Annotated in this window: 31 protein-coding genes; all 31 read right to left on the reverse strand. The window is 43.5% G+C overall.

All coding sequences use genetic code 11. The features are described 5' to 3' along the window. Positions 1–61: 61 nt before the first annotated feature. A complete protein-coding gene (locus C3945_RS07700) occupies positions 62–1,588 on the reverse strand; it encodes a TerB N-terminal domain-containing protein (protein WP_161879118.1) in 1,527 nt (508 codons plus the stop codon). Positions 1,589–1,711: 123 nt separating this feature from the next. Next, positions 1,712–3,268 carry a terminase large subunit gene (locus C3945_RS07705; RefSeq protein WP_161879119.1) on the reverse strand — a complete coding sequence of 519 codons (1,557 nt, stop codon included), beginning with the start codon at positions 3,266–3,268 and terminating at the stop codon, positions 1,712–1,714. A gap of 21 nt (positions 3,269–3,289) precedes the next feature. Next, complete coding sequence (locus C3945_RS07710) at positions 3,290–3,799, reverse strand: phage terminase small subunit P27 family (protein ID WP_161879120.1); 510 nt, start codon at positions 3,797–3,799, stop codon at positions 3,290–3,292. A gap of 129 nt (positions 3,800–3,928) precedes the next feature. Further along, positions 3,929–4,138 carry a gamma-glutamylcyclotransferase gene (locus C3945_RS07715; RefSeq protein WP_161879121.1) on the reverse strand — a complete coding sequence of 70 codons (210 nt, stop codon included), beginning with the start codon at positions 4,136–4,138 and terminating at the stop codon, positions 3,929–3,931. Between the two features lie 13 nt (positions 4,139–4,151). Further along, positions 4,152–4,367, reverse strand: a complete 216-nt coding sequence (locus tag C3945_RS07720; protein WP_202623319.1) for a hypothetical protein — start codon at positions 4,365–4,367, stop codon at positions 4,152–4,154. Continuing rightward, on the reverse strand, positions 4,330–5,151 hold the full coding sequence (locus tag C3945_RS07725; protein ID WP_161879122.1) for a hypothetical protein: 822 nt from the start codon (positions 5,149–5,151) through the stop codon (positions 4,330–4,332). Before C3945_RS07725 ends, C3945_RS07720 begins: the two co-directional genes overlap by 38 nt. Positions 5,152–5,323: 172 nt before the next feature. Then, on the reverse strand, positions 5,324–5,638 hold the full coding sequence (locus tag C3945_RS07730; protein WP_202623320.1) for a hypothetical protein: 315 nt from the start codon (positions 5,636–5,638) through the stop codon (positions 5,324–5,326). Further along, the gene (locus C3945_RS07735; RefSeq protein WP_161879123.1) at positions 5,635–5,826 is read right to left on the reverse strand and encodes a hypothetical protein; all 192 of its coding nucleotides are present in this window, start codon (positions 5,824–5,826) and stop codon (positions 5,635–5,637) included. The genes C3945_RS07730 and C3945_RS07735 overlap by 4 nt, the downstream gene beginning before the upstream one ends. A 107-nt stretch (positions 5,827–5,933) precedes the next feature. After that, the gene (locus tag C3945_RS07740; RefSeq protein ID WP_161879124.1) at positions 5,934–6,422 is read right to left on the reverse strand and encodes a gamma-glutamylcyclotransferase family protein; all 489 of its coding nucleotides are present in this window, start codon (positions 6,420–6,422) and stop codon (positions 5,934–5,936) included. Between the two features lie 139 nt (positions 6,423–6,561). Beyond that, positions 6,562–7,488: an amidoligase family protein gene (locus C3945_RS07745; protein ID WP_161879125.1), complete on the reverse strand. Its 927-nt coding sequence runs from the start codon at positions 7,486–7,488 to the stop codon at positions 6,562–6,564. 106 nt (positions 7,489–7,594) lie between these two features. Further along, complete coding sequence (gene dcm / locus C3945_RS07750) at positions 7,595–8,836, reverse strand: DNA (cytosine-5-)-methyltransferase (protein ID WP_202623323.1); 1,242 nt, start codon at positions 8,834–8,836, stop codon at positions 7,595–7,597. After that, positions 8,817–10,073, reverse strand: a complete 1,257-nt coding sequence (locus tag C3945_RS07755) for a site-specific DNA-methyltransferase (protein WP_161879151.1) — start codon at positions 10,071–10,073, stop codon at positions 8,817–8,819. Before C3945_RS07755 ends, dcm begins: the two co-directional genes overlap by 20 nt. Positions 10,074–10,383: 310 nt before the next feature. After that, the gene (locus tag C3945_RS07760; protein WP_161879126.1) at positions 10,384–10,752 is read right to left on the reverse strand and encodes an HNH endonuclease; all 369 of its coding nucleotides are present in this window, start codon (positions 10,750–10,752) and stop codon (positions 10,384–10,386) included. Between the two features lie 207 nt (positions 10,753–10,959). Continuing rightward, positions 10,960–11,382 carry a DUF1492 domain-containing protein gene (locus tag C3945_RS07765; protein ID WP_161879127.1) on the reverse strand — a complete coding sequence of 141 codons (423 nt, stop codon included), beginning with the start codon at positions 11,380–11,382 and terminating at the stop codon, positions 10,960–10,962. Positions 11,383–11,384: 2 nt separating this feature from the next. After that, positions 11,385–11,612 (reverse strand): hypothetical protein, encoded by a 228-nt coding sequence (locus tag C3945_RS07770; protein ID WP_161879128.1) that lies wholly within the window; start codon positions 11,610–11,612, stop codon positions 11,385–11,387. Next, positions 11,609–12,040, reverse strand: a complete 432-nt coding sequence (locus C3945_RS07775; protein WP_161879129.1) for a DUF7768 domain-containing protein — start codon at positions 12,038–12,040, stop codon at positions 11,609–11,611. Before C3945_RS07775 ends, C3945_RS07770 begins: the two co-directional genes overlap by 4 nt. 4 nt (positions 12,041–12,044) lie before the next feature. Beyond that, positions 12,045–13,445, reverse strand: coding sequence for an SNF2-related protein (locus tag C3945_RS07780; RefSeq protein WP_161879130.1), 1,401 nt, complete (start codon positions 13,443–13,445; stop codon positions 12,045–12,047). Then, complete coding sequence (locus tag C3945_RS07785; protein WP_161879131.1) at positions 13,390–13,707, reverse strand: VRR-NUC domain-containing protein; 318 nt, start codon at positions 13,705–13,707, stop codon at positions 13,390–13,392. Before C3945_RS07785 ends, C3945_RS07780 begins: the two co-directional genes overlap by 56 nt. Before the next feature lie 345 nt (positions 13,708–14,052). After that, a complete protein-coding gene (locus tag C3945_RS07790; RefSeq protein ID WP_161879132.1) occupies positions 14,053–16,512 on the reverse strand; it encodes a virulence-associated E family protein in 2,460 nt (819 codons plus the stop codon). Between the two features lie 18 nt (positions 16,513–16,530). Continuing rightward, positions 16,531–16,845: a helix-turn-helix domain-containing protein gene (locus C3945_RS07795; RefSeq protein WP_161879133.1), complete on the reverse strand. Its 315-nt coding sequence runs from the start codon at positions 16,843–16,845 to the stop codon at positions 16,531–16,533. A 9-nt stretch (positions 16,846–16,854) separates the two neighbouring features. Beyond that, on the reverse strand, positions 16,855–16,998 hold the full coding sequence (locus C3945_RS07800) for a hypothetical protein (protein ID WP_237585516.1): 144 nt from the start codon (positions 16,996–16,998) through the stop codon (positions 16,855–16,857). A 76-nt stretch (positions 16,999–17,074) separates the two neighbouring features. Continuing rightward, positions 17,075–19,030: a DNA polymerase gene (locus C3945_RS07805; RefSeq protein ID WP_161879135.1), complete on the reverse strand. Its 1,956-nt coding sequence runs from the start codon at positions 19,028–19,030 to the stop codon at positions 17,075–17,077. A 31-nt stretch (positions 19,031–19,061) separates the two neighbouring features. Then, positions 19,062–19,595: a DUF2815 family protein gene (locus C3945_RS07810; protein WP_161879136.1), complete on the reverse strand. Its 534-nt coding sequence runs from the start codon at positions 19,593–19,595 to the stop codon at positions 19,062–19,064. Positions 19,596–19,685: 90 nt separating this feature from the next. Next, positions 19,686–20,852 (reverse strand): DUF2800 domain-containing protein, encoded by a 1,167-nt coding sequence (locus C3945_RS07815; RefSeq protein WP_272928085.1) that lies wholly within the window; start codon positions 20,850–20,852, stop codon positions 19,686–19,688. Continuing rightward, on the reverse strand, positions 20,849–21,241 hold the full coding sequence (locus C3945_RS07820; protein WP_161879138.1) for an rRNA biogenesis protein rrp5: 393 nt from the start codon (positions 21,239–21,241) through the stop codon (positions 20,849–20,851). Before C3945_RS07820 ends, C3945_RS07815 begins: the two co-directional genes overlap by 4 nt. Continuing rightward, positions 21,234–22,454, reverse strand: a complete 1,221-nt coding sequence (gene metK / locus C3945_RS07825) for a methionine adenosyltransferase (RefSeq protein WP_161879139.1) — start codon at positions 22,452–22,454, stop codon at positions 21,234–21,236. Before metK ends, C3945_RS07820 begins: the two co-directional genes overlap by 8 nt. 14 nt (positions 22,455–22,468) lie before the next feature. Continuing rightward, positions 22,469–22,732 (reverse strand): hypothetical protein, encoded by a 264-nt coding sequence (locus tag C3945_RS07830; RefSeq protein ID WP_161879140.1) that lies wholly within the window; start codon positions 22,730–22,732, stop codon positions 22,469–22,471. Positions 22,733–22,817: 85 nt separating this feature from the next. After that, complete coding sequence (locus C3945_RS07835; protein WP_161879141.1) at positions 22,818–23,360, reverse strand: sigma-70 family RNA polymerase sigma factor; 543 nt, start codon at positions 23,358–23,360, stop codon at positions 22,818–22,820. 236 nt (positions 23,361–23,596) lie between these two features. Next, positions 23,597–23,842, reverse strand: a complete 246-nt coding sequence (locus C3945_RS07840; RefSeq protein WP_161879142.1) for a hypothetical protein — start codon at positions 23,840–23,842, stop codon at positions 23,597–23,599. A gap of 285 nt (positions 23,843–24,127) precedes the next feature. Then, a complete protein-coding gene (locus C3945_RS07845) occupies positions 24,128–24,949 on the reverse strand; it encodes an ImmA/IrrE family metallo-endopeptidase (RefSeq protein ID WP_161879143.1) in 822 nt (273 codons plus the stop codon). Positions 24,950–25,258: 309 nt separating this feature from the next. Beyond that, the gene (locus tag C3945_RS07850; protein ID WP_161879144.1) at positions 25,259–25,648 is read right to left on the reverse strand and encodes a helix-turn-helix domain-containing protein; all 390 of its coding nucleotides are present in this window, start codon (positions 25,646–25,648) and stop codon (positions 25,259–25,261) included. Positions 25,649–26,071 lie beyond the last annotated feature (423 nt).

A 26,071-nucleotide genomic window follows, 5' to 3' on the forward strand; every position in this document is an offset into this window, starting at 1 on the left:
CCTCTAAATTTTGAGCATAAAAAAATACCACAGTAATTGCGGTATTTTTCTTAGTTTTATCTCAATTTTTGTTTTTCTTCTCTATCAATTTTTTCTTCCTATCAAGAAACTCATTGGCATCCATGCCCCATTTCTGATAGTAGTGAACAGCTTGATCACATATCTCTATTGCCTTATCATAATCCTTGTTTTTTTCATAAATAATGGCTAACCTCTTAAATGCTGGAATGTTCGCTTGGAACCCTTTTTCTATATACCTTTTTCTTGATTCTATTTCTGAATCGTTTAGTATCGCACTGATTCCTTTCAATTTATTTAACTCACTAGAAATATATTGCTGATGCATTTCATCCAATTTTCTAATATCTTCTTCGCAGAAATAGATGCACTTAGTTAAGCTTTCAGAATCAATATCCCGATATTTATAGTAGAAATCTTGAAGTTGAATGTAAGCAAAATGTTTTCTTAACAAATCACTACCACTGTTTTTAAGCTCTGATAACAGTTGTTCTTCCAGATTTTCATCAAAGACCAGAAGTTTCTTTTCTTTAGATGCTGACTTTTGATTTACCTCCGGCGCACTTCCTTTTTTCCTTAAATCAGCCAACTCTTTCTTTACACTTTCATGTGTTTCTTCAAGAAGGTCATAAAAGGTTTTCTTGATTTTAAACGATTCTGCTATCATTGGCACTCTGATTTTTTCATCCGATATTGAGATATTTGCAAACATACCTCTGTCTTCGGTTCGTAATTTACTAAACTCCTTTCTATTCAGAATCTCACTTAACAAAATACCTTCTTTCTTATACTTCTCCAGCACTAACTTCGTCATCGTTTCAATAAATAAATCCGGATATTTGGACATATAATTCTTGTTGGTGAATTCAAAAGTTTTAGCCAGTCTTACAATGTCTTTTGCGTACAGTGGTAATTCAAAGCTGTACGCGCTCAAAAGAAATAAATTATCCGAGAAAGTTAATTCAAAATCTTTATCAAGGGACTCTATAAATTTCACCATCATGTCAGGTCTTTTATGATATAGGCAAGACAAAACTAGTGCGTTTCCTGAATATGATTGGAAAGATGAATTTGGATGTACATCTCTCAACTTAAGTACCACTTCAAAAGCAGGCTCAAACTTATCAGTTAACAAGAATCTTTCTAAACCGTAATATAAAATGAATGCATACCCAACCTCAAAAGCTGTGTTATATGGGTTTTCCAGAAACTTAAGATATGCACCTCTTTGTTCAGGTGATATTTCTGAATATGAAGGATAATACGGCAGCTTCTCTACTTCATTCAGATTTCTAACCTCTCTGCTCACTAGCTTAGTATCAATGACACTAGGTTCTTCCGGTCCGGAAACGGAAAAATTAATAACTATCCTAAAGTCACCAGTATAGACCTCACTTCTATCTATGCTCCGCTCAGGATAATAATTTCTTTTAGGTCCGTTTTTAAACCAAATTAAGTCTTGTAGATCATTGTGAATCAGCAGCTCAGATCTGTTAAGATTTTTTACTTGCGGTACTATTTGTCTACTTTCTTCTTTAACTTTTTTCTTAAACATATCAAGAAACTTCATATTCAACCCCCCTATTTTAAGCCCATTATAAACTAAAATAGTGAGGTTGTCATATTAAAACACTAGGCCAACAACTCATGTTTGACCCATCTTTAACACATGTTTAAATCCATAGAAAGATACTCATCCTAAAATGATCATGTCGCGTTCATCATAAATTGAACCTTCATCATCCGGTGGATTTACTGTGGCTCTGGCAAGGCCCATGATCATAGCCACAATTCCATCGATCTTTTCTGATGATTTTTCCTTGTCCACCTTTATGTTTCCAGCAGGGTCTGTCCGGACCACAATGTTATCTGCCATCCACCGAAGAACGGGATGCCCGCCATGGGCTATCTGCTTACTTAAAGTCAGGCGCATGAGATCTTTGGTTGGTGGAGACATATCTTTAAAACCCTGACCAAAGGGAACCACGGTAAATCCCATTCCTTCGAGGTTCTGACTCATCTGTGTTGCGCCCCACCGGTCATAGACGATTTCTCTGATGTTGTATATCTCACCGAGACGCTCGATGAACTTCTCTATAAATCCATAATGGACCACGTTACCTTCCGTTAGATTTAGAAGCCCCTTCCTGTGCCAGATGTCATAGGGAACGCTATCTCTTTTCACCCGCTGATGAAGGGTTTCTTCTGGCAACCAAAAGTATGGTAGCACCTGAAACTTTTCTCCATCTTCTAATGCCGGGAACACCAGCACAAAGGCAGTGAGGTCACTGGTGGAGGAAAGGTCCAGACCTCCGAAGCAGACTCGCCCTTTTAACTCTTCCGGATCTACAGTGAAATTACAAAGGTCCCACTTGTCCATGGGCATCCATTTGATTTCCTGCTTTAACCACATGTTTAACCTGAGTTGTTTAAACAGGGCCAGATCTGCTGGATCGTCCTTCACTTGGTTATAGTGCTCCCTTACTCTCTCTATAGAAATGGTATGGCCTAGGCTAGGATTGGCCTTATACCAGTTGTTTTCATCTTCAATATCTGCATCATCCTCTAACCCATAAATGATGGACAGAAAAGTGGGATCTACTCGTTTCCCTTCCAGGATGTCCTTTGCCTTTTGATGCATCTCCCAGCCATAGCCGAATAGCTGATTTCCTGCAGTGGTAAGATATAAAAACAGCGGCTGGGTCCTGGCATCACCGGAACCAGTGGTCAGCATCTTTGCCAGGTCTGGATTAGGATAGGTCCAGATCTCATCCAGGATGACACAGGAAGCATTAATCCCTGATTTAGATTTAACATCGGAACTTAGAACCTGATAGAAGCTCCCAGTCTTTGGGTAAGTGATTCGCTTGGTGGATCTTACTAGGTTAGTCACTTTTGATAGGGTTGGATTCCCTTCCACAAAGTTCATACTGGTGTTAAAAATGATGCTGGCCTGCTGCCGATCACAGGCTGCTACATACACTTCAGCATTGGGTTCCCCATCTGCAAGAAGCATGTACAAGGCAATGGCTGCCCCAAGTTCTGACTTGCCATTTTTCTTACCTATTTCTACATAGGCGGTTCGGTACTGGCGGGTTCCATCTTCCCTCAAGGTTCCAAAAAGGCGCTTAACCAGATCCTTCTCCCACGGGAGAAGCTTAAAAGGCTGACCAGCCCATTTGCCTTTGGTCAGCTTCAATTGTTCTATAAAGTTAATGGCGTGGTTCGCATGGACTTCGCTATACGGCATCTGCTCCCCTCCTTTCGCAAATTAGTCATCATCCCGTCTTAAAAGTTCTTCTGCCTTGGGGATGTTTCCAAGAAGCGCTGCCATGGCATCCCCCTCGATGACATTCCCTGTATTGTTTATGTTCAGCCTGCTTCTAGCCGATGGGCTAAGACCAAGCTCTGAGCAGAAGTTTCTCATCTGTTTCAGGTTTTGCTGGGCAATGGATACTTGAGGGATTTGCTGAATGTATCCTGAAGCGGTCTTTAAGATGGATCCATGCTTTGAGATGAACTCCTCCGCTTCCTTCCATCTGGCATAGGCTTGGCAGTAACCGGCAAAGGCAGCCATATCCACCTGAGTCAGTAGCCCCATGGTTTCAAGCTCTTTAGACAGCCTGCGCCATTCCTTCTTGGCATCTGGCTCCAGCCATGACGGGCATTTGGGTGCGGTCTGTTTTGGTTTTGGTTCATTCTTGTTCAGGGGTCTTTTCCCTGGATTACCTTCCAGCTCTTTTATCGCTGTGGGTTTTGGTGGTCTTCCTCTACCTGCCATAACTTTCACCTCCTTCGTTTGTGACAAAGAAAAAGGAACCTTCGTCTGAAAGTCCCTCTTAAGTATTAATTCCTACTGCACATTATTCTTCTTATATGCATAAATTGAACATAGCTTTATGCATATAGGTTATTTTTCACGTATTCCTTTATAATTGTAATTTCCTTTTTTGATCTCTTCATGATCTGCATCCACAGCTCTTTTATAATCAGGGTCTTTTGTTTCCTTATCCTTGCAGCCCATGCAGATGCACTGCTCATTGAACATGGACATGGTTCGCCCACCTTCTAAGCTGCCACCGCAGCGGTCACAGTGTTTCTGACTGAAAAATCGGTCCATCTATCCACACCTCCTACTCTATATCCACGTATTCCATCAATATGACCAGGGCCTCATCATAGCTCTTTGCTTCAGTTGTAATCTGCTTTACCATTTCATGGGCCTTTTCAGGCTCCATAGCTTCTCTTAAGGTCTTTGATGCAATCCCCATCAAATTATAAATGTTGCCATTTTCGCCGATCAGTCTGCATTTAGGTTTCATCGCTTTCACCAACCGTTCTGAAGGCACCACTGCCTTCCAGGTTCTTTAGAAGTGTCTTTCTGGTATCCTTATACCCGGGACCATTCATTCCAATTCGAATGAACCAGGTTCTGAGTGAATACTTTGGATTATCATCCTGAGCCTGTTTGAAGGAAGCCCTCTTTAAGGTTCTGGCATAGCCCGCTATAAGGACACATAGGTCTTGAAATGCTTTGATTCTTTCTGGATTCAGCTTTGAGCTGAAAAGTTTGAAAGTGAACGTCTGCTCTTCAAAATCAATCTCATATCCTGGACATCTGTCTGGTCCCAGTTCTTCAATGGCTTCTTTAAGTCCCTGCAAATCTTTAATCTCAATCTTATTTAGATCTTCTGCAAATGTCTCGTCCATGAAGGCCGTCTTTGTTTCAAAGGCCATCATAATGAGTCGCTGCTTACTGTAAAGCATGTTGATGATATTCTTCAAGCTATCAGCTGTATGCTCTTCAAAGTTCAGTTTGACTTCAACCCCTCCGAGATCTTCCAGGATCCTGTCCGCTCCTTCTTTCTGAGTTATTTCTGAAACCGCTGAATCATCAATCGGCTTCTGAATGTTTTGCTCTTGATTGACCGTGGGTTCTGATTCCATTTTAGGATTCAGAATCTCTTCCATGGTGATGGTCTCTCCATCTCCCTTGGTGATACCGCCATGCCTGTCAATGGTGTAGACTTCATTTTCAGTTGTGATTTCATAAGCAAAGCTTGGAACACTCAAGTATTTAGGTTTCATGCCAAAGTGCTCACTCAGTTGTTTGATCATTTCTTTCCGGTCCATTTTCATACCTCCTCTAAGTTTTGGTACTTACATATATCACTCTAAACACAGGATATAGCAAGGTATTTCACCGGCTTTTTAAACATAAATGCACTAAATTATCCGCACTGCTGTAGCGATGCTTATAATTTAATGCACTACCTAAAAAAGGGCTGCTTGCCCTTCTTCAGTCTTAAAGTTCAAGGCCGGTATACCGTGGGTAGTCGTAATTTTCCGTATTTACAAGGACCTTCTCTCCGCTGTCGATGTTTACGACTCGGATGCATCTGATTCTACCCTCTTGGTCCATCCCACCATCTTCATGTGAAATCCATGGCTGATCTTTTAAGAAGTCCTGGGCAAAATCTCTGAACTCATCATCCTTTAGAATCACTTCTCTTGTAATGGTGTAAGGTTGCCCTTTCTTTCCCGCTTTGATGGCTTGGTGGGTGAGTTCTTTAAGCTCTACCAGGTCACATACCTTTCTACCGAATAGTGCTTTCATCACTTTTTTCCTCCCACGCTTTTGAAACATCCTGTTTCAAGAAATTCCTCCATCTCTCCTGGGGTGTAGATCAGGCATTCATCATCGGCTTCCTCAATAGGTGCCAGAATAAAATCCCTACCCCATTTGCCAGCGATCTCATAAACCTTACCCCTTTTGTTTTCAAACCTGTCTTTCTTCTGAATCATCATTTCCTTGACCTCCTCGCATTTTGTTTGCTTATGGTACTACCATATATCACTCTAAAGCTACATAGATGCAAGTCTTATCTTGAGAAATGATGTATTTTTTATAAGGCTTACAGAAAACTAGGTGGATACTTCCTGATGGCTTTCTCACTGATTGCCAGAGCATCCTCTATAAATGCTTCGTCAAAACCGGCAGCCCTATAACCTTCTTTCACAGTCTCTAGATAACTTCTGCTTGGAAGATTGAGATGGATTCTATCCAGAATCTTATCGGTCATAATATACACCATGGCTGTAATGACTGTTCCATCCTCTAGGTTTACCTTCACATCTTCCTTTTCATAGAACCTGGGATAGCCTTCGTAAAAGTCCAGTGCCTTTTCATCTTCCGGCTCAAGTTCCCAAATCACCACAGGAACCTTACCACCACGTTTTTTCTCAATGGTGCAGTAGGCGTTTTCCATTTGACCCTTAAATAGCAAGCGGTATCCTTTTAGCACCCCTTTCCCATAGGCCTTAGCCGTTGGGCACCTCATAGCCATTTGACTGATATTGAGATTGGATCCATAGGCCGCTCCCAGTCTTTTTTCTACTTTCATTGTCACTCCATCCTTTCTAACACTTGGCGTCTGTCCCCCTATCTTCGCCTGTGTGGGCTTTTGTTTGAAGATAGGAACCCTTCTACCACCTTAAGAGCGGTCTCCCGCTCGGTGGGTTTGAAGGCGCCGCCTTTTTTATCTATGCGGCTGTGCGAAATCTCCAGGCTGCACTACCATCCAGGTGCTTGCAAAGGTGCTCTCTGCAGTTCTTGAAATCGTCTCCGATAAAGCCGATTCGGTTCATCCAGGTTCTCATGGAGAACTTCGGGTTTTCAATCTGTGGCTTCTTGCTGCTGGCACTCTTTTGGGTCAAGGCCTGGTGGTTTATGGCAAGGCTGAGTGCTACGTAGCTTCTGATTTTTCCTGCATGAAGATTTGGGTTGTTAAACCCTCTTAGTTCAACCGTTCCACATCCGTTGAAAAAGCTATGGAGATTCAAGAAATTATATCTGCTATTATGATAGTGTCTTTCCCTTCTCTCACTGTAGCCCTGGTACCAGATATCTTCAATCTGCTTCATGGTGGTTGGCTTTTTCTTGTTCATACTTTCAACAAGGCTTTGGTCCATCTTCTTGCAGTAGTGCATTCTTCTTCTCTCTATCTGAAGGGCATCGTATAAAAGGTCATTTCTTGAGTAGATGATATTCATGAAGTTTCTGAAGGACCTTGGCGTGTGATCTCGACCATCCAAATGAATGTGTATCCCTGTGCAGTTTTGCTGTTCCGAAAAAGCTCCGGCTTTCCTGAGTTTTCTCACCATCTCCTGAAGGTCACCCATGTCCTTTTCGTAGGTTAGGATTGGGCTAACCAGTTCCACGCTGTATTCACTGTTTGCGCTAACCTTTTGTCCGCCCGTTCGCTTTTGGCACTTGATGCTGCCATCGTACATGATCTTCCAAACCCGTCCATCTCTAGCTGTGATTTTTAAGGTTTTGTAATAGTCGTAAACCTCTTCGATGGATCCGCCTAAATGCTCTGCGACAATCTTAGCCGCTTTTCTTCTTGTGATTCCTGTCATTTCAATTTCGATTCCAAAGTTGCTTTTTAAGAATTCTTTACTTGCCATGTGTTCTTGCCCCTTTCTTGTTTAGGTGTGTTTCTTTTGTCATGTACATATATCACTCTAAACAAGATATATAGCAAGTCATTTATGAAGAAAAACCACTTCCGATTTATACACCTTCAACCACTTCAAGAGAACAGGCCACTGCATATGCCACGTTCACTGTTACTGCATTTCCTGCCTGTTTGTAGAGCTGGTTGTCGGAATTAACAGTCCTTGCTTTTTCAAACATCTCATCAGGAAAACCCTGAAGTCGAAAACACTCTTTCGGAGTCAACCTTCGAATTCGCAGCTCCTTCGACAAAGTTCCCTGCATGCATTGGGTATCAAGGGTCTGTGCCACCTTTTTGCCTACACGTCCTCTTCTTGTCTTGCTTCCAGGAAATGAGATGTTTATGCTATCCCCTTCTTCCGCTTCAGCATATCCCTTTTTTGTGGCTTCTCTGATAGCCACTCCGTGACGATCTTGGGAAGTGAGGGTGAACATAGGCTCATCGCACTCTTTCATTCTTCTTCCGTTTTGTCTTTTCTCAGCCCTGTCCGGTGTAAGAACAGGGTGGGCTTCTAGAACTGCACTGTTCATTGCAGTGCGGTTGACGATTCCTGAGGTGTACCTTGAGGTTAGGCATCTGGACTCTTTGGTGATCTTCGATTTTTGCGTGGACTGATCAATGAAATAAAGTCCCGTCTTTGCCCCAGCCCCACCAGCATTACTGGCAAGAGTACAGGATATCCCTTCAGTACTCATGACACGATACCCTTGAGGCCCCGCTATAATTTGCTTAATAGCTGCTCCGTTTTCTCCTTCGACAGGTAATATTTCTCGTCTACCTCTGCTTCTAAGATGTGCGACAATAAACACCCGTTCCCTGTTTTGGGGGACTCCGAAGTTTTTAGAGTTAAGCACTTGCCACATTGCATCATACCCCGCTTCATCCAGTTCAGAGAGAACGGTGGCAAAATCGAATCCAGAATTAATTGATAGCAGGTTTTTAACGTTCTCAATGAGTAGGAATGTGGGTTTATCTTCTTCTTTTTTGCCTTTGACGAGATCAATGATGCTGAAATAGATGCCACTTCTTTCTCCTCTAAGTCCCTTTTGCTTTCCGGCAACTGAGATGTCCTGGCATGGGAATCCAAAACACCAGATGTCTGCGTAGGGGATTTCATCTGATTTAAGTTTTGTGACGTCATCCGCAAACCACTCTCCTTCCGTATCAAACATAGCTTTATAGCTTCTAACAGCGTATTTATCATATTCACAAAATCCAATGCATTTATGACCGGCAAGTTCCAACCCCAGTCTGAATCCACCAATACCTGAACAGAAATCAAGGAAGTTCATGCTCAGCACTCCCTTCCTCTTGAAAATCCTTATATGCGATTTTTTCTCCGTCCCGAAGTACATATACATCTGCATCTGTCCCGACCTGCTCGATGTATCTTTTCACAATGACTGTGGCATACTTGGGGTCAAGTTCTAGTGTATAGGCGATTCGGTCGATCTGTTCACAGGCAATGAGTGTAGAACCGCTGCCACCAAATAGGTCCATGACAATCCCGTTAACCTGGGATGAATTCTTAATGGGGTAGCAAAGAAGCGGCACCGGCTTCATGGTTGGATGTTCGCCATTCTTCTTTGGTTTATCGTAGTTCCATACTGTGGTTTCAGATCTACCGGTAAACCATTTGTGTTTACCGCCTCTAAGCCATCCAAAGAGAATCGGTTCATGGATCCAGTTGTATGGGCTTCTGCTAAGAACCAGAGAGTTCTTCTTCCAGATACACACGCCACTTAAGTGAAAGCCCGCTTCAATGAAAGCCTTTCTGAAATTAAGTCCTTCTGTGTCCGCATGGAAAACATAGATGGATCCACCTGGAGCAGTATGCTCCGCCATGTTTTTAAAGGCTGCAAGCAGGAAGCTGTAGAAGGTGTCGTTATCTTGTTTATCATTTTGAATCTTAAGACCGCTGGCGCTTTCGAAGTCCACATTGTAAGGAGGATCTGTCAGGACGAGATTGGCGTTCTTTCCATCCATAAGCTTTTCAACATCTTCAGGTTTCGTTGCATCACCACAAAGAAGACGGTGTCTCCCGAGGAGCCATACATCTCCCGGCTTAACGAAGGCCGCTTCCTCTAATGCTTTATTCACATCGTAATCATCATCTTTTGCATCCTTATCATGAACCTGGCTAAAGAGGTCTTCAATCTCTGCAGCATCAAATCCGGTAAGGGTCACATCGAAGTCCTGTGCTTCCAGATCTTTAATCAGATCCGCCAGAGCTTCAAACTCCCAATCGCCTGTGACTTTATTTAGCGCAACATTGAGAGCCTTTTCTCTTTCAGAACTCATCTTAACAATGACACATTCGACTTCTGTGTGACCTTCTGCCACCAGCACCTTATATCTTTGATGGCCTCCGACAATATTGCCCGTCTCTTCATTCCAGATGATTGGCTCTACATACCCAAATTCGGTCATGGACCTTTTCAGCTTTTCATAAGCTGGATCTCCGGGCTTCAAATCTTTTCTTGGGTTATATTCTGCCGGATTGATATCCGTTACCGGCACTTTTCTTATAACCATGTCCTGTTTCATCAGATTCCCTCCGTTTCTTGGCATTAAAAAAGCCCGTGACCGCAGTCATCAGGCTAAAGCTTGTAAAATATGATAGTAAAACACCTGTATTTCAAGGCTGTAATGCATTCACTTTGATTAGGTTCCCTGTCTATTCATGGGTCGCTATATCCCACTATTCATGCTATTTCCAGAAGATTATCTCCCCTTGAATATTGCGAAGAAAAGTTGGGATATACCCCCCTTGCGATTTTTGCGATTTCTCACAGAAGACCCTTGCGCGTTGTCGTTTAGCCACTTCTGTAGAGATTGAGACCCCCTACCCCCTCGCAGGCTTAGGATTGTTTCCAAAGCCGCCATCTTCTTCAGCAGTCTTCTTGGAGTGACAACTTTTACACAGTGGCTGCCAGTTGTTTTTGTTCCAGAAGAGCTTCCGGTCACCACCATGTGGTTTGATGTGGTCCACCTCAGTAGCTGGCGTGAGTCTTCTTTCTCTCTCGCAGTGAACACACAGGGGATGCTTCTTAAGAAACTCCTTGCTGGCCTTTCGCCACTGATAGGTGTACATCTTAGAACTCCTGTCGTTCTGGACTCTAATCATTTCTTTCTTGTGCTTCTCACAATATCTATCATGGGTCAGCGATTGACACCCAGGATAGTTACAGATGCTCTTTGGTTTCCAAGGCATCAGCTTCACCTCCCGTTTTTTCCCTTAAAAAGGTATAGAAAAAGCTCCAGTTCCTTAACCAGAGCTTGGCATCCTTGGAATGCTGCGTTTCCCAAGAGTCGTATCGATTTAGCTTGGGCGTATGCTACAGCATATCGTGTATCGGAATTTTTCTACACCTTTACACGATATACTATATCATCATGGGGCAGTGCCCTTCTATGCCCTTTACTGCCCACTTGCATTCACACGTTCAAATTGCTTCAATGCTTTCCCGTGTACTTTGAATACCGTTCGATTGTTGTAGTTTAGTTGCTGGGCAATGTCCTCCCAGTTCTTTCCGTTGATGTAGCGCATCTCAAGAAGGAGCTGGTAGTTGATATCTTCCATCTTGTTGATGGTATCCTGAATGGTCTTCTTCAAATCGATCAGTCGGTTGAAGTCAGCATTGATTTCTTCTTCAAGCTCGATGACTTTCACAATGGTGCTCTCCATTCTACTCTTTTCGTTGTTGCCTCCGGTCACTTTATCATCTCTGAAACTGGACGTCACTTTCATTGACAGTCCTCTCAATGTCTCAAGCTGCTCCAGTTTACTTTCAATCATCTGGTCCAGCCACAGAGCTTGTGACAAGTATTCTTTTGCATTCATTATCACACCTCCGTTTCGTCTAAAAGACTCATCTTACCTCCGTAATATAAAGTCATTATGTTCTTTCTTGATGCCGGATCCATCAGTCTGATCCTTGCAAACACCTTCTTTTGTTCTTCCACTGCTCTGGCTTTGGTCTTAAAGAACGGGCATCCTTCTCCTTGACACCGTCTGATTTTCAGTGCCTTACAGTTCCCGTTCCTATAAGCAAAACAATGCTGCTCCATCATTTGCTGACACCTCCTGTTTCTTCACACTCGTTCGTAAAATATCTGATTGGTATCTTCCATCTCTTGGCCTTTGCAATCTCCACAATCATTCCTGAAGAGATTCGATTGCCAAAGACCCAAAGCTCATGGCATTTGCTTAAGAGTATGAGTCCCATATCAATGCCCAGCTGTCGTTCTTCAGGATCCTCTTCCTCAAGGAATTGTGGGTACATCAAATGTGGAATGATGGGTACAACCTTCTCAGTCACAGCAAACCTTCCAAACCTTCTGGCTCGTCTGGTGTTCATGTCAATGTCACCGGCAAAGGGACTGCAGATGAACACGATTTTCTTTTTCTTTCTTTGCTTTTCTTCTTTTTCAATATTGGTTAAAGCTTCAAAGACCGTGGGGTCATGATAGCCTTCTGCATTAAATTTATTTACACTCATTTTTTTATCCTCCATTTCGCAAGTTTTCTATTCTGGCCTTGACCGCTTCAATCAAAGCGTTCTGACCGATGTCTTTATTGTCAAGTGCCATCATCACCCTATGATCAATGGTGTCTTTGGCTAGGATGTGATGGATCACTACCGTTTGCTTCTGTCCTTGCCGCCACAGTCTGGCATTGGCTTGTTGATATAGTTCAAGGCTCCATGTGACACTAAACCAAATGATGGTGGAGCCACCCTCTTGAAGGTTGAGTCCGTGCCCCGCTGATGCCGGGTGACACAGGGCAATCTTCATCTCACCCCGATTCCATCTTGCTATGTCCTCCGAGGTGTTGATGTCTCCTGCATCAAATCTCTCTTTGATTCGGTCACGCTCATGTCTGAAACCGTAGTAGATCAGAACCGGTTTTCCATTGGCTGCTTCAACAAGATCCTCTAAAGCATCCAGCTTCCTGTCATGAATCTGGTGTACATCTCCGTACTCGTCATAGACTGTTCCGCCCGACATCTGAAGAAGCTTATTGGAAAGCACCGCTGCATTGGCAGCATCCACATCACTGTTCTCAAGAGGAAGCAACAGGTCTCTTTCAAGTTTTCTGTAGAGTTTCATTTCCTTTTCAGAAAGCTCCACTTCCACTTTGTTGAAGATGATTTCCGGCATCTTCAGATACTCCAGAGCTTTCATGCTGATACAGATATCTGAAATCTTGTCGTAGATTTTATCCTCAGCATCATCGTTTAGTGCATAGTCTGTTGGTATGCCACCGTTCACGTATTTCTGTGGATGAAAATATCTGCCGCGGTATCCACTAAAGGTTCTACCAAGCCTCTCCCCACCATCAAGAAGGTAGATCTGGCTCCAGATATCCAAGAGACCATTTGGAGCAGGCGTTCCAGTCAGTCCCACAATCCTTTTGATTTTATGCCTGACCTTTTTCAGTGCTCTGAACCTTTTAGCCGAAGGCGATTTAAAACTGGAAAGTTCATCAATGATCACCATGTCAAAGGGCCAATCGTTTTTATAAAACTCCACGAGCCAGGGAACATTCTCTCGGTTGATGGTATAGATATCTGCTTTCTTGTAAAGAGCCATAGTCCGATCCTTCGCACTGCCGAGAACCCTCGATACCCTTAAGTTCTTCAGATGAGTCCACTTCAAAACCTCATCCAGCCATGTGGTATTTGCCACTCGAAGCGGTGCAATCACCAAGACCTTGGATACTTCAAACCGGTCGTGTAGCAGGTCCACAAGAGCGGTCAGTGTGATCACACTCTTGCCAAGACCCATGTCCAGGAACAGTCCTGCAGAAGTTTTCTCCAAGATGAACTCTGTGCAATGTATCTGATATTCATGAGGGTGATACGGTAGTCTTGATTTTGGTAGTAACACTTCCGGTAATTGCATCCACCACACCTCCTATGTCCTCTGGACTGTCCAGGCAATAAACCAAAAACCCTAGCCCTTCCAGCTCTCCTTTTCGCTTTATCTGATTGGGTCGCATCTTTTTGCCTGGTGCCTTCACCTCAACAAATCCTGCTCTGCCACCAGGCAGAAGCACCAACCGGTCTGGCACTCCATTTATTCCAGGTGAGATAAACTTAAAAGCCCTCCCACCTCTTCTTTTCACTTCTTTCACGAGCATCAGCTCAATCTCTTTTTCAGTCATGTCTTTCACCTCATTTATTGATGCAGTTTATTTCCTCTGCTTGTCATCGTTTCATTCGCTGCAATAATTGTGCATCGTTACTTGCAACTTCTCATCTTCAGAATGACTTATGTTTCCTCGCATTTTTCTTTGTAATTAAGTCTGTAATTATCTCTGTAATTAGGGGGTTAAAAACTCTTACGCGCGTATACCAGTGTAATTACGTCATTATTGCTATTAATTACTTATTTCTTATTCTTTTGGTTATTCTTAATTACATAATTACAAATGACCTTAAACCCTTTGTGATTACAGACTTTTTTGCTGTAATTAGAATTTGTAATCAACTTTTCTTCGTTACGCACATTACAAGTTGCTGTCACTTGACCCTTGCTCTTGTGTAATTGAATCTTCATCCAGATTACACACCCGGCAGAAGGTCTTCTGATTGCCGTAAAGCGGAAACCTCGTTTGACCCTGCTTGTTACCGGTGTAGCTTTCCCAGCCGCCGATTCGCATGAGCACTCCGATGATCTCATAGGAATCCTGACGTCTTAAATTGGACTTGTCTTTACCAAGGCACTCACACCAGATCTCATGAACACAGACCTTGTCTCGTCTCTTCGTGCCGACCGGCATTTCCGATCCAAATTCACTTTGACCTGCCAGGTAGCTGCGTCTTTCATAAAGGTCCATGTTGTCCCAGTTTTCAGGTAGCAAGGCTTCAAGATAATCTCCGATGAGTCCTTCTCTGTCATCTGCTTCCATGGCATCCCGCTGTTCTTCAAGTGCCATGCGTTCTTCATCTCCTTTAAGCAGCAAGGCTTCTCCGTCTTTATATCGAACCAGGGCCTCTGCCCAGATCTGATCAATGTCCTCCATGTTCCAAACACTTTTCTTCCCGCCACTGACCCTCACAGGCCAGAACCGTCTGTTTCCGGTTATGTCTCTAAGGAAGCCGCTGATATTGTTGGTGCTTCCCACAATGATGCACTGCCTTGGATGGTTCTCCACGTTTACGCCATAGCTTTGTCTGAACTTATCATCAGTCCTGGTGATGAAGGACTTGACCGTCTCCACATCGATCTTGCGAAGACCTGCCAACTCTCCCAGCTCCAGGATCCAGTAGCCTTGGAGTTTTTCCGCACCTGCTTTGTCCCGCATATCTGATACGGTTAAACTGTCTGAAAACCATGAACCGCTAAGCTTCGCAAAGAAGGTGGACTTTCCGATACCTTGGGGTCCATTGAGCACCAAAATGTAGTCGAACTTGATACCCGGTTCAAAAATCCTCGCAACCGCTGCTACTAAAGTCTTTCGCATCACGGATCTAGTGTATTTGTTATCCTCTGCACCTAGATAGTCGATCAGCAGCGTATCCACCCTCTCGATTCCGTCCCAAACCGGGAGTCCACCGAGATAATCTTTAACCGGATGAAACACACGCTCAGATGCAGCTGTTATGAGTGCGTCTTTGACTTTGGCCGGTGACCAGATGCCATAGTGCCTATCAAGATACATCTTAAGATTCGAATGATCTGAATCATTCCAACCATCCTTCACCTGCTCCCAAGGTAGGGATCCATTCACGTCCATCAAGCTTTTCATCTGGTTATAGGCGATGCCCTTTAACCTTGGATCGTGTCGCATGATTGTTAGAATATTTGTCGGTGTATCTTTCACCGTTCCGTTCTTGTTGAGTTCAAGTTGAAGCTGCCATGAAAGATCCTCATCCTCTTCAGATTCTGTTTCTTTCGTGTCTACGTCATCTTCATCCTTTTGAAATTCCTCTTTCATGTCCTCTGCTCGCTCTTTGGCCAGTTGCTTCTTGACCTTTTCATCTGTGGTGCAGAACTCTAGCATGGTTTTCACAGAGGGAAGCTGTTTTCTTTCATCTGCACCCTCATCCAGTTCACCAAACCGGTGAATCCTCACAAGGTCAAAGGCGTTGCATAAATGGCCGCATGCCGGATCTGTCGCATGATGGGAATAGGCATGTTTTCCGTTGTAGACCACAACACCAGCTGTAGAGTCTGCCGGAATGTAGTCATATCTCTCAGGCATGACACTTGGCTGATATACGTCTGAGAGAAAAGTCTCGATGGCTTCTTCTATGGTGTAGCTCCTACAAAATGCACCAATCAACCCTTCTTTTCTGGTGGGGTCCGCTTGCTTTTTCATCAACCTGTCCAACAGTTTGGTTTGTCTTGATGAAACAGGCCATGATGATGAGTCCTGCCAGTTGTCGTAAAGCTTTAGGATACTGTCAGGATTTAGGTAACTCCCTTGGATTTCCCTGAAGAAATATTCCCCGTCACTGGATGTGCTTGGCCAATACATGAGCCGATTGGGTTCGTAGGTGGTGTCATCGAAAAGCTCCATACCGATTTCTTTGGCGATTCTTCTGCTGACAGCCTGGTACTCATCTGCGGTCACTGTTCTTGACAGTGGAATGATGAGTCTGAGTCTTGGCTTTTCCGGTGTATGTTTATGGGTGGAGTAGATCACCGCTGCCTGTCCATAGAGCATCTCCATGTTTTCAGCTATGGCTACTGCATCATCTGCATAATCCATATCCAGGGTTAGCATGGAGCGGTTTATAACACCGGCTTTGTTTCGTCTGCCATCTTTAAGCTGACCAGCTACAAAACCACCTACATCTTTCACATCATCCTGCTGATACTTCTTCATTTTTCTGTATTCTTCTTGTGTTTCACTGGTGACGATTGTTTGGGAGAGCCGCTTAGCGAAGTCTTCCCAGGATACCGTCTGTTCCTTCCACAATTTATCTTTACGGCTGTTGCCTGTTGAAATAATAAATTTCATGGCGTCCTCCTTCTATTGCTATGTTTTTTTGATTAGAACAAGGTCATAATCATCGCAGCTATAAATTACTTCTGCACGTGCCTGCAGTCTGCTACTCTCTTTTAAATGAGTCTTGTCTGCTGCTTGAGGTGACGCATTTTCTGAAAGACCAAGAAGGTAGTCAACGGACTTGTTTAATCTTTTTGATAGGTGACCCATTACTTCAAACTTTGGCTCTCTTTTTCCGGTTTCCCACATGCCAACGGTCCCGCTTGAAACTTTAAGGGTTTTCGCCAATTCAACTTGTGTTAGTCCTACTTCTTTACGAGAAGCCTTTAATCTTTCAGAAAACATCGCAACCTCCTACTCTATACAATCCGGGCAAACATCTACCCAACCACCATCAATCTTCTTTCTCTTCCATTCGATGTCTGCCCCTGCATCTGCAGCATCTTGAAATGTCTCGTATTCTTCATCTGAATCCGCTCCGCATATGTCACAAATCAAGGTGTACTTTCCATATTCTTTTGAAATCATCTATCTTTCCTCGCTTTCTTTTCATTTATCTAAATGCAGTAACTTATTAATCCTTCTGGTAAAAGTCGCAAGCATAGCCATCTGCATCCAGTGGCAATCCCTCCGACCACTTGGGACTTTCGCTCATGATGCGGCAAACCTCTTCTACGCTGGACTCGCCCACTGGCACTTCACAGATCACCTCATCGTGTACATGAGCGACAATGTCAAACCCTGATTCATCAAGCCTTAGCATGGCCTCACCGAGTAAGTCTCTGGCAGTTGCCTGTACAATGTTCTCCACAATCTTTGGGCCGTAGGTTTCAATTCGCTCCCACTTCTTCGTGGTTCCGATACCTTCATAGGTCAATCCTTCTCGTCCGAATTTATTCAGCATCAGCTTTGGCTTCACATAAACCAGGTCCCTTCCGGATGGAAGTGTTACGAAAAGCATGCCGCTTTTATAGGTGAAGAGAATCCCATGAGTTCTAGTTCTGGTTCTCTCCTTCACTGCCTTAATGGCCATCTTGTCCACTTCCCACCAGAAATTCACGATGTGAGGATTTGCTCTTCGCCAGTTATCGATCAGACCTTGCAGCTCCTGTTCTTCCACACCCATCTCCAAGGCACCCATGGATTTAAGTGCTCCAACCCCTCCACCATACCCACAGGCAAGTTCAGAAATTTTGCCCTTTTGCCTCAGTTGACTACCCTTTGTTATTTCATCAAGCGGCACATGAAACATCTGTGAAGCAGATGCCTCATAGATCTTTCCGTGGGACTCGAATACTTCAAGCCGCCACTTTTCTCCGGCGAGCCAGGACAGCACCCTCGCTTCAATGGCTGAAAAGTCAGCTACGATGAACCGGTGCCCTTCTTTTGGAATGAAGGCGGTTCTTATGAGTTCTGACAGTACCCCTGGTGTATTTCCAAAGAGCATCTGGAGATCCTCAAATCGACCTTCTTTAACCAGATCTCTAGCAAGCTTTAGGTCTACAAGGTGGTTCTGTGGGAGATTTTGGACTTGCACCAGCCTTCCGGCAAACCGACCTGTTCGATTGGCCCCATAGAACTGAAACAGTCCATGGACTCTGCCATCTAAACAAACTGCCCTTTCGATGGCTTCATATTTCCTGACACTGGTCTTGGCCATGAGGAGCCGAAGCTTAAGTGCTTCTTCCACTTCACCTTCTGTTTCTGAGACCAGCTCTTTTACGTTTTTCTTTGAAAGACTCGCCACTTCCACACCCCGCTCTGATAGCCAGTCCTTCAGTTGTGATACCGAGTTTGGGTTCTCTAAGCCTGTCAGTTCATAGGCTCTTTCTGTTGCTGCGACGGTAAACTGATGATCACAGGATATGGCCTGCATGACGAAATTCATATCCGCCCTAAAGCCTCTATCATTAATCCTTTGGTCCAGTTCATAGAGCCTTTGTTCTGACATCGGTATGGGGTAGTCCTTAATCTTTTTTCTTATTTCCAGCTCCACTTCAACGTCTCTGATGTTGTATTGTTTGAACAGCTCCCATTTGTCCGGCGCATCCGATGGCATGTTTCTCGCTCGTCCACCATTGGCCGCTGTTGGCTTGCAGGGAATACAGAAATATCGGATCAGCGGCTTTCCCTCAGACATCTTTTGCGCTTCAAGACTCAACACCTTAGACACACCATCCAGGTGGAGTGGAAGTCCAAGCATTGCTGCCTGAACCTCACTGCACCTCCATGAGGATGGATCAATATACACTTCCCGGTCTAACTTACGGGTGAAATACCGCATAAGAGCAACCCTTTCAAAATTGGCATTAAAAGCCGTCTTTATAATGTCATTGCGAATTATCGCTTCCACTATTTCTTCAGGAATCTCTTCACCACTAGCTAGGTCAATCAGATGAACTGGTCCTTCGTCTAGGCTGTAGGCAAAGAGAAGTATGTCGAAGTTTGGACTGTCTGTGTAGCGGTAAACACCACACTTTCCTAGGTCAATATCTGAGTAGGTCTCGATGTCGATGGATAGCGTTCTCATGTGTCACCGCCTCCTCTCATTCTTTTTGCTGCTATGCCAGAAAATCATCGTCGGCTTCAATCTCGAAGTCATCTTCTGCTCGGCTCTTGCCACCCAGTGGTTCTCCGTCTTTAAGCTTCTGAACGTTCCCGAGACCTGCCGCTATACCACGGTTTCCATTCACATTGAAGGCATAGAGGTTTATGCTTACCTTTCCATAACAACCGGAGTAGACTTCATTCCTATCAAGAATGGTTCGAATCTGTCCATCCACAACTTGTGGGGCATCCTTGGAATTGGCATTGATGAAATAGCAACCTTCATAATTCGGGTCATCCGGTCTGTCGATATCACCATCACGAAGGGGTGTCTTCAGATTCGCCGGAATCTTCCCACCAAATTTAGGTGCACCTTCCTGTTTGGCTGCTTCCACCGCTTTTAAAACAGCATTGACTGTCTTCTTGTCTGTCTTCGGAATGATGATGGAGACGCTGTATTTCGGATCACTACCATTGATGCTTTTGGGTTCCCAAACGTTCACATAGCTCAGTCTTCCAGGTACAACCACTTTCGTTTCTTTACTCATAATAAAATCCTCCTAAGATTTGAATTTGTTTGTTTCTTTTTTTCAGGTATGTTCTTTGTTGCTTGGTGATGATGTTTGATTGCTCTTGTGTTACGATTCCACCTGAAATTCTGCATGGATCGGATCCACAGCCTGGCGTTTGTCAGCCTCTGAAACCAGGGTGAGTTTGCCCTTTGGCTTTTCCACAAGGCTCCCCAATAGCTCATTGAACTTCTTCTTGCCCATGAGCTTCTCCATCTCAGTGATGGTGATAAGGCTCTGTTTGAAGATGTCTGTATATCCTGCTTCCTTTGCAGTTTCAGCAACTGCAGTTTCATCTGTGAACTTCCTTCTGGTTCTTCCTTCGACGAGCTTGAATCCATCCCACTCTCTACCTTCATTGATGGCCAGCGCTGTAGCGTAGGTGTAGATATCCCCTGCCCATTTAGCCAGTTCATCCGCAAGACCAATGATTTCAGCGATTTCTTCATCTGTGAGAAGAGCAGGATCCTGAAACTCATACTTTAATAGTTCAAGGTTTTTCACAGCCCTAGCTCTGCACTGATTCTTTGCTCTACAGAATCTGCAATGGTCTCCGGCACAAAACTCTCCGCCACCCGTACTTGCCAGTAATGCTTTAGGCTTCAACTCCTCCTCTGCCCACTTCAGGAGTTCTTCCACCGTTATCTCCCATGTGGAGAAGTTATCCACCCTAGGCTGAACGATAGCCATTGACACTTTTTCGATGTCATAGAGCATGTCGAAAAGGGATAAGGCGCCGAGTGCATAGAGCATCATCTGTGGATTCTTTTCTGCTGAAACGATAACACCACGTCCGTATTTCAAATCCACCACATATAAAGTTCCTCTCCCGTTTTCTTTTTCACTTTTATTCCCATCTCCAACAACAACCAGATCTCCGGTTCCAAAGCCTTCGGGTACATAATCACTAAAATCAAGCTTTTGCTCTATTAAGATTTGCGGATCTGAGCAGTTTTCTTTTGACTTCTGAATCAGCTCTAGACAGTACTCCACATACAAATCTGTCATTTCATCCATCTCATCTGAGTGATAAGGACTTGTGGGTTTCTTGGATCGCATTTTCAGTGCTTTCTTCAGCTTGTGTTCAGCCAGGTCATGTGCCGCAGTTCCTTCCTCTGCATAGGTGCTTGTCTCGTTTGGGAACTGCTGCTCTAGATGAGCGGATGGTGGACAGTTCATCCAGCGGTGCGCCCCTGATGCGGAGTAGATGGAATGTGCGTTATATGATCCACTCACTTCAGCTCACCCACTTCCTTAAGGGCAGTCGCATAATGCATCGGATCCAGAGATGAGAGGTTGTTTGCCCCATATTTAGTGATGATGGCTTTCACCGCCTCTCTATGACCATCTCTGCTCTTATCAGCCATAGCTGCTCTGACTTCTTCCAATGTTGGTAGTTTTTCTTCTGGTACTTCTTCAACCGGTGCTTCTTCAACTTCAGGCGCCTTAGTTTCTGATTCTTCTACCTTTGCCTTTGCCTTGGATTTCTTTTTAGTTGGTTCTTCCTTGGCTTCATTGGCAGGCACGGTTTCATTTGCTTCCATGGCACGTACCAAAGTCTCTATACTTTCAGCCAACGACCTAAGATCGCTGACAACATCCAGTGCGAGTTTAATTTTACTCATCCTTCAATTCTCCTTTCGTCTTGAAGTAATCTGTAGCCAGCTCCTCAAGAATCGGAACCAGGTCTTTCATCTCCCATGGTGTGTTTAGTTCTTTTCCATCAATCATCATCTTTTCTCTGCCAAAGTGACCGTAGACCGCAAACTGTCTGTAGATGGGCCGTCTCAACCCAAATGACTTAATGATGGTTCCAGGTCTCATATCAATAAGAGCTTTGATGATTTCCGTGAGAACCTCATCTGGCAGTTTACCGGTGTTAAAGGTATCAATCTTAAAAGACACTGGCTTGGCTACGCCAATCGCATAAGAGACCTGCACTTCACATTCCCTAGCAATACCTGCTGCCACGATGTTCTTAGCGATATATCTGGCAAGATAGGCGCCTGAACGATCCACCTTTGTTGGATCCTTTCCTGAAAAAGCTCCACCGCCATGACGTCCCTTACTTCCATAGGTATCAACAATGATTTTTCTACCGGTCAAACCCGAATCTGCAGCAGGACCACCAAGGACAAATCGCCCTGTAGGATTGATGAACACCTGTGTGTTTTCAGTCAAAAGCTCATGTGGAATGACTTTTTTAATGATATGGGTCATCACATCTTTTCTGAGCGTTGTTATATCCACATCTTCCGTATGCTGCGTGGATACAACAACGGCCTCGACAGACAGGGGCTTATGCTGCTTACTGTATCCAAGGGATACTTGAGCTTTCCCGTCAGGCTTCAGATAGGTAAGTTCACCTGCCTTTCTGACCTCAGCCAGCTTCATACAGAGCTGATGTGAAAGGTGCAAGGGTAGTGGCATAAATGTTGGCGTCTCATCTGTTGCGTATCCGAACATGAGGCCTTGGTCACCGGCACAAATTTCATCCTTCACCACGCCCATGGCAATGTCTGGTGACTGGCTGTTCATTGTGATAAGCATCCGGTAAAACTCACCGTCCAAGGAGAGTTCATCTGCCTGATAACCAATTTCACGAATGACGTCTTTTACAATTTTTTTGTAGTCAATTCTCTTTTCCGTGCTTGTTTCACCAAAAACGTGTATGAACCCATCTGCAGCTGTTACTTCGATGGCACTGCGGGCTTCTGGGTCTTCCTTTATGATGGCATCCAAAAGACCGTCAGCTAGCTGGTCACATACTTTGTCAGGGTGCCCCTCCGTCACCGATTCAGAGGTGAACACATAGTCTACTTTTTCTTTTTCATTCATTTCCTTGCTCCTCTCTATCCTTTTTCAGATCCAATGGTTTCCTGCTCAAGTTCGTGGACTTCCATTTCTGTAATGGAGATGGTTCCAACACTTTCTCCTGGTACAAGAACAACCATCCTGTGCCCTTTTCCAAAAATGGCACTGAGCAGTTTGTTTCGGAGTGTCATTTTTTTTGCAGTCAACACCTGCTTCTTCTCTGGTTTTTTCATACCAATTTCAACATGGTGCAGCGTCTTGCCATTGGGTTGCCCATGATTACCTATTGTTGTTTTGTGCATTTCTTTCACCTTCCTCTCTGTTCAAATTGAGTCCCCTATCAGCGGCCTCTATATATAGGGCACGGGAGGAGCACAACCGAACCCCCTAAAATAAACTTTTTTTGATTTTCTTTAAAATTCGCTTTTTACGGTTGCGGATAGCGGCTTCATCCACACCATCTCGCTTGGCAATATGAGCCATAGGAATCTCTCGGTAATAGATATCCAAGATAAGGTCCACCTGCTGCGGTTCCAACGTCTTGATTGCTTCACGCAGGGTCTCCTTCTCCAGATTGCTGAGTACAATGTCAAGTGCATCGTCATCTGCCATTAATGTGTCAAACTTATCGTTCTGATCAGAGTAGCTGTGATGACGCCTTGTCTCAGTCTTATTGCTGTTGTATTCGAGTCTTTCCTCCCCTTTGGTGATGACAAGCCACATCCACGGCTCTACCTCTTCAGTGCCCATGAGCATATCCTCAGTGATCTGAACTTTTTCATCTGTTGCGCTAAACTCATAGGTGAATGAATCGCACTCAGTCAGGTCAAAGGTGGTTTTCTTCTTGCCCACCGCATAGGTCACTTTTCCTTCTTCTGAAATCTCGATGGTAGTAATCTTTCCATCCTGTGTTTTGAATGTTTTTAACATGTTTGTTCCTCCTTGGATTTTTTGATCACAAGGAATGGCCTGAAAAACGCAAAAAAAGGCCACATAAAAACTGAATAAATCAGTCATTATGTGGCCTCAGGTAATTCAAGGATTCCTTGCTCACTATAATTTTTTATACAAATAAAAAAAGGGCCAGATCACTAATAAAATTAATTATTAGCAATCTGGCCCTTAAGGTAGCTCATTATGTTGGCTCCTTCTCGTCTCAGTAAAGCTTACTGTATATGTGGTGTACTGTCCCCGCTTTTTAAATCGAGTACCCACTTTTTGATTGGCGTTTTGTCCAGTTTCCCTTTCACATGGGTCACAACTTTCCTTGTATAATCGACACGCCAGAAGCGCTTACACTTTGCGCATTTGTGTTGAAAGGGACCCCTTACTTCCTGGTCCCTTTCAACTGTTACCAGCGTTGTTTCGCACATCGGACACTTCACGTTAACTAAATTTTGATCTTCGACCATCCAATTACCTCCTTGGTAAGATTTTGGGTTAAGTCACATAGATGATGCGACTAATATAAATTTTTACCGTGGCTATAGGCTTAATTATATTATATAATCGAACATATGTTCTGTCTATGATTATATTATTCTCGCCAGCCTCGGCTATTGCAAACACTGATAAATCAATGCTTTCATCGATAAAAATTTTATTTCTATCAAGCTACAGGTTAATTACTCTCATTTCACCATTTAGCGTAATGTCGGGTTAAAAAAAACCAGATTCCTAGTTTTTCTTTTTTTATATTAGAACAGTCGAAACTGGCTATTTTCTTCGTTAAGTGTCTTTCCATCCTTCACAAACCCAAACTTTCTCAATTTCACATAGGCTGCTGTCTTGGACACTCCATAGGCTTTCACTATGGTACTTGTCAGTTCATGTTTCACAAAATAGTACTCATCTTCTCCTGCATCTTCGATAACAAAGCCGTCTGTAATCCCATGTGCTTTCAATGTTTCCATAACGAGAGGATTAAACGTTACTCTTGGCATGGCAATGGCAGAGGCAAAGTAATCTGCCTGATGCTCTCTCCACTCCTCAGGTGTACGGATTCTTTTTTGACTGCCGAAGTTTTCAATGTCAGACCGCCTGCAGCACGTCACTGCCCGGATTTGTTCCTTATCGCTGCCAAACAGTGAAAGCTGTTCCTCCGGTTCACTGTAAACATCAGGGTGCATCCAAAGATGCCCACCTTCGTGTAAACCGGTAAACAGCTCTAAACCTTCTCTTCCCTCTTCAGTTATGTAGTGGTCTAAGACCACTGAATGCTTGTCCAGCAAAATATGCTTGGTTCGCAGGGCTTCCTTGTCAAAGACTTTCAATCGCTCCTTATTAAAGGCCGTTACTCCGAAGATTTGACCTTCATCTTCCCCGTAATAAATGTGCTGATAATCAAGGTTCGCACCTAAGTACGATTCAAGAAAATGCTCGTATTTTATTTTTCTCGGCTCTTTCAGGAGCACCGGTTTGTAGTCTTTGAGTACCATCTCTGCAAGATCATCAATTTCAGTGTTCTTGATGATCGGTGTATTGCTCTTTTTGTCAATGCGATTCCATTGGAATTTCATCAAATCATAATCACCACTCTTTCGATTTCTTGTCCGTGTAAAGCCACAAAGCCTAATACGGCTTCATAAAAATTATTGGTGTATTAGGTATCCTGCATCTTAAAACATCGAAAACAAATCAATTCATTAAAAAAATAAAAATATGAAAAGTGGTTTTCTTATCACACTATTTAGTAAGTATCTACAATTATTATTAATCTTTAACCTTCAACAGGATTTATAAAAAACTCAAAGTTTAAATATAAAATATAGTTAGTTGATTCTCTTATATAAATCGTTTTTGAAATATTAATATTGGTTACCCATGTTTCACTTATTCTTTTTTTCCATATCCCTTATGAACTGTTTCCAGTCATCCTCACTTATCTTTCCTGCATTGGACTGTCTAAGAGCCATCCTGGCCATATCCCCTGTTTCGCTATACATCATGATGTCTTCCAGATCCGCCGGTACTTCTCCTCGATCCCTGGCTGCTAGATCATACATTTCAGCTTTCTCATCGGAATCAAGATTAAGCTTCTCAGCAAATAGTTCCATCTTATCCTTATCAAACGGCTTTCTTCTGTTATTCTCAACATCGCTTAGAAATGAAAGAGATATTCCGAGCATTTTAGAAACGTCTTTTAATGTTAGTTCATCTGGATGTGCTTGTCTCTTCTTCTTAATGAAATCTCCAAATCTAATATACTTTTCTTTCACGATATGCACCTCCTTTCATTCTGAGGTGAACTGTTGAAAATATCTTTCTTCGGTTCATCTTTTCGTTACTCATTTTCGCATATTTCACCTTATAGCGTAATTATAAAGCAAAAAAATGATGCTGTCAAACATTATTTTCAATTACCCTCACCAGGTGTGGTTGTTTTTCCTGGTGAGGTGAATATTCCGCTTATGCAGTGAGGGGGCTGCTTAATCTTCTTCGGTTCTATTATGAAGACTAGACCAGTGTACTTTTAGTGCTTCTGAAGTATTTGGATGATTGATATATGTGCTGAGAGCAGTGTGGAAGCTATTTCTGGCTGTTTGTGACTGCTAAACTATATGTGGTTCTTTCCAAAGTCAGTTGTTATTGCTTCTATTTAGAGAAAAGTGAGGAGTATAATTAAGAAAAGAAGAAAGAAG

Source organism: Alkalibacterium sp. MB6 (assembly GCF_009935905.1).
GTDB lineage: Bacteria > Bacillota > Bacilli > Lactobacillales > Carnobacteriaceae_A > Alkalibacterium.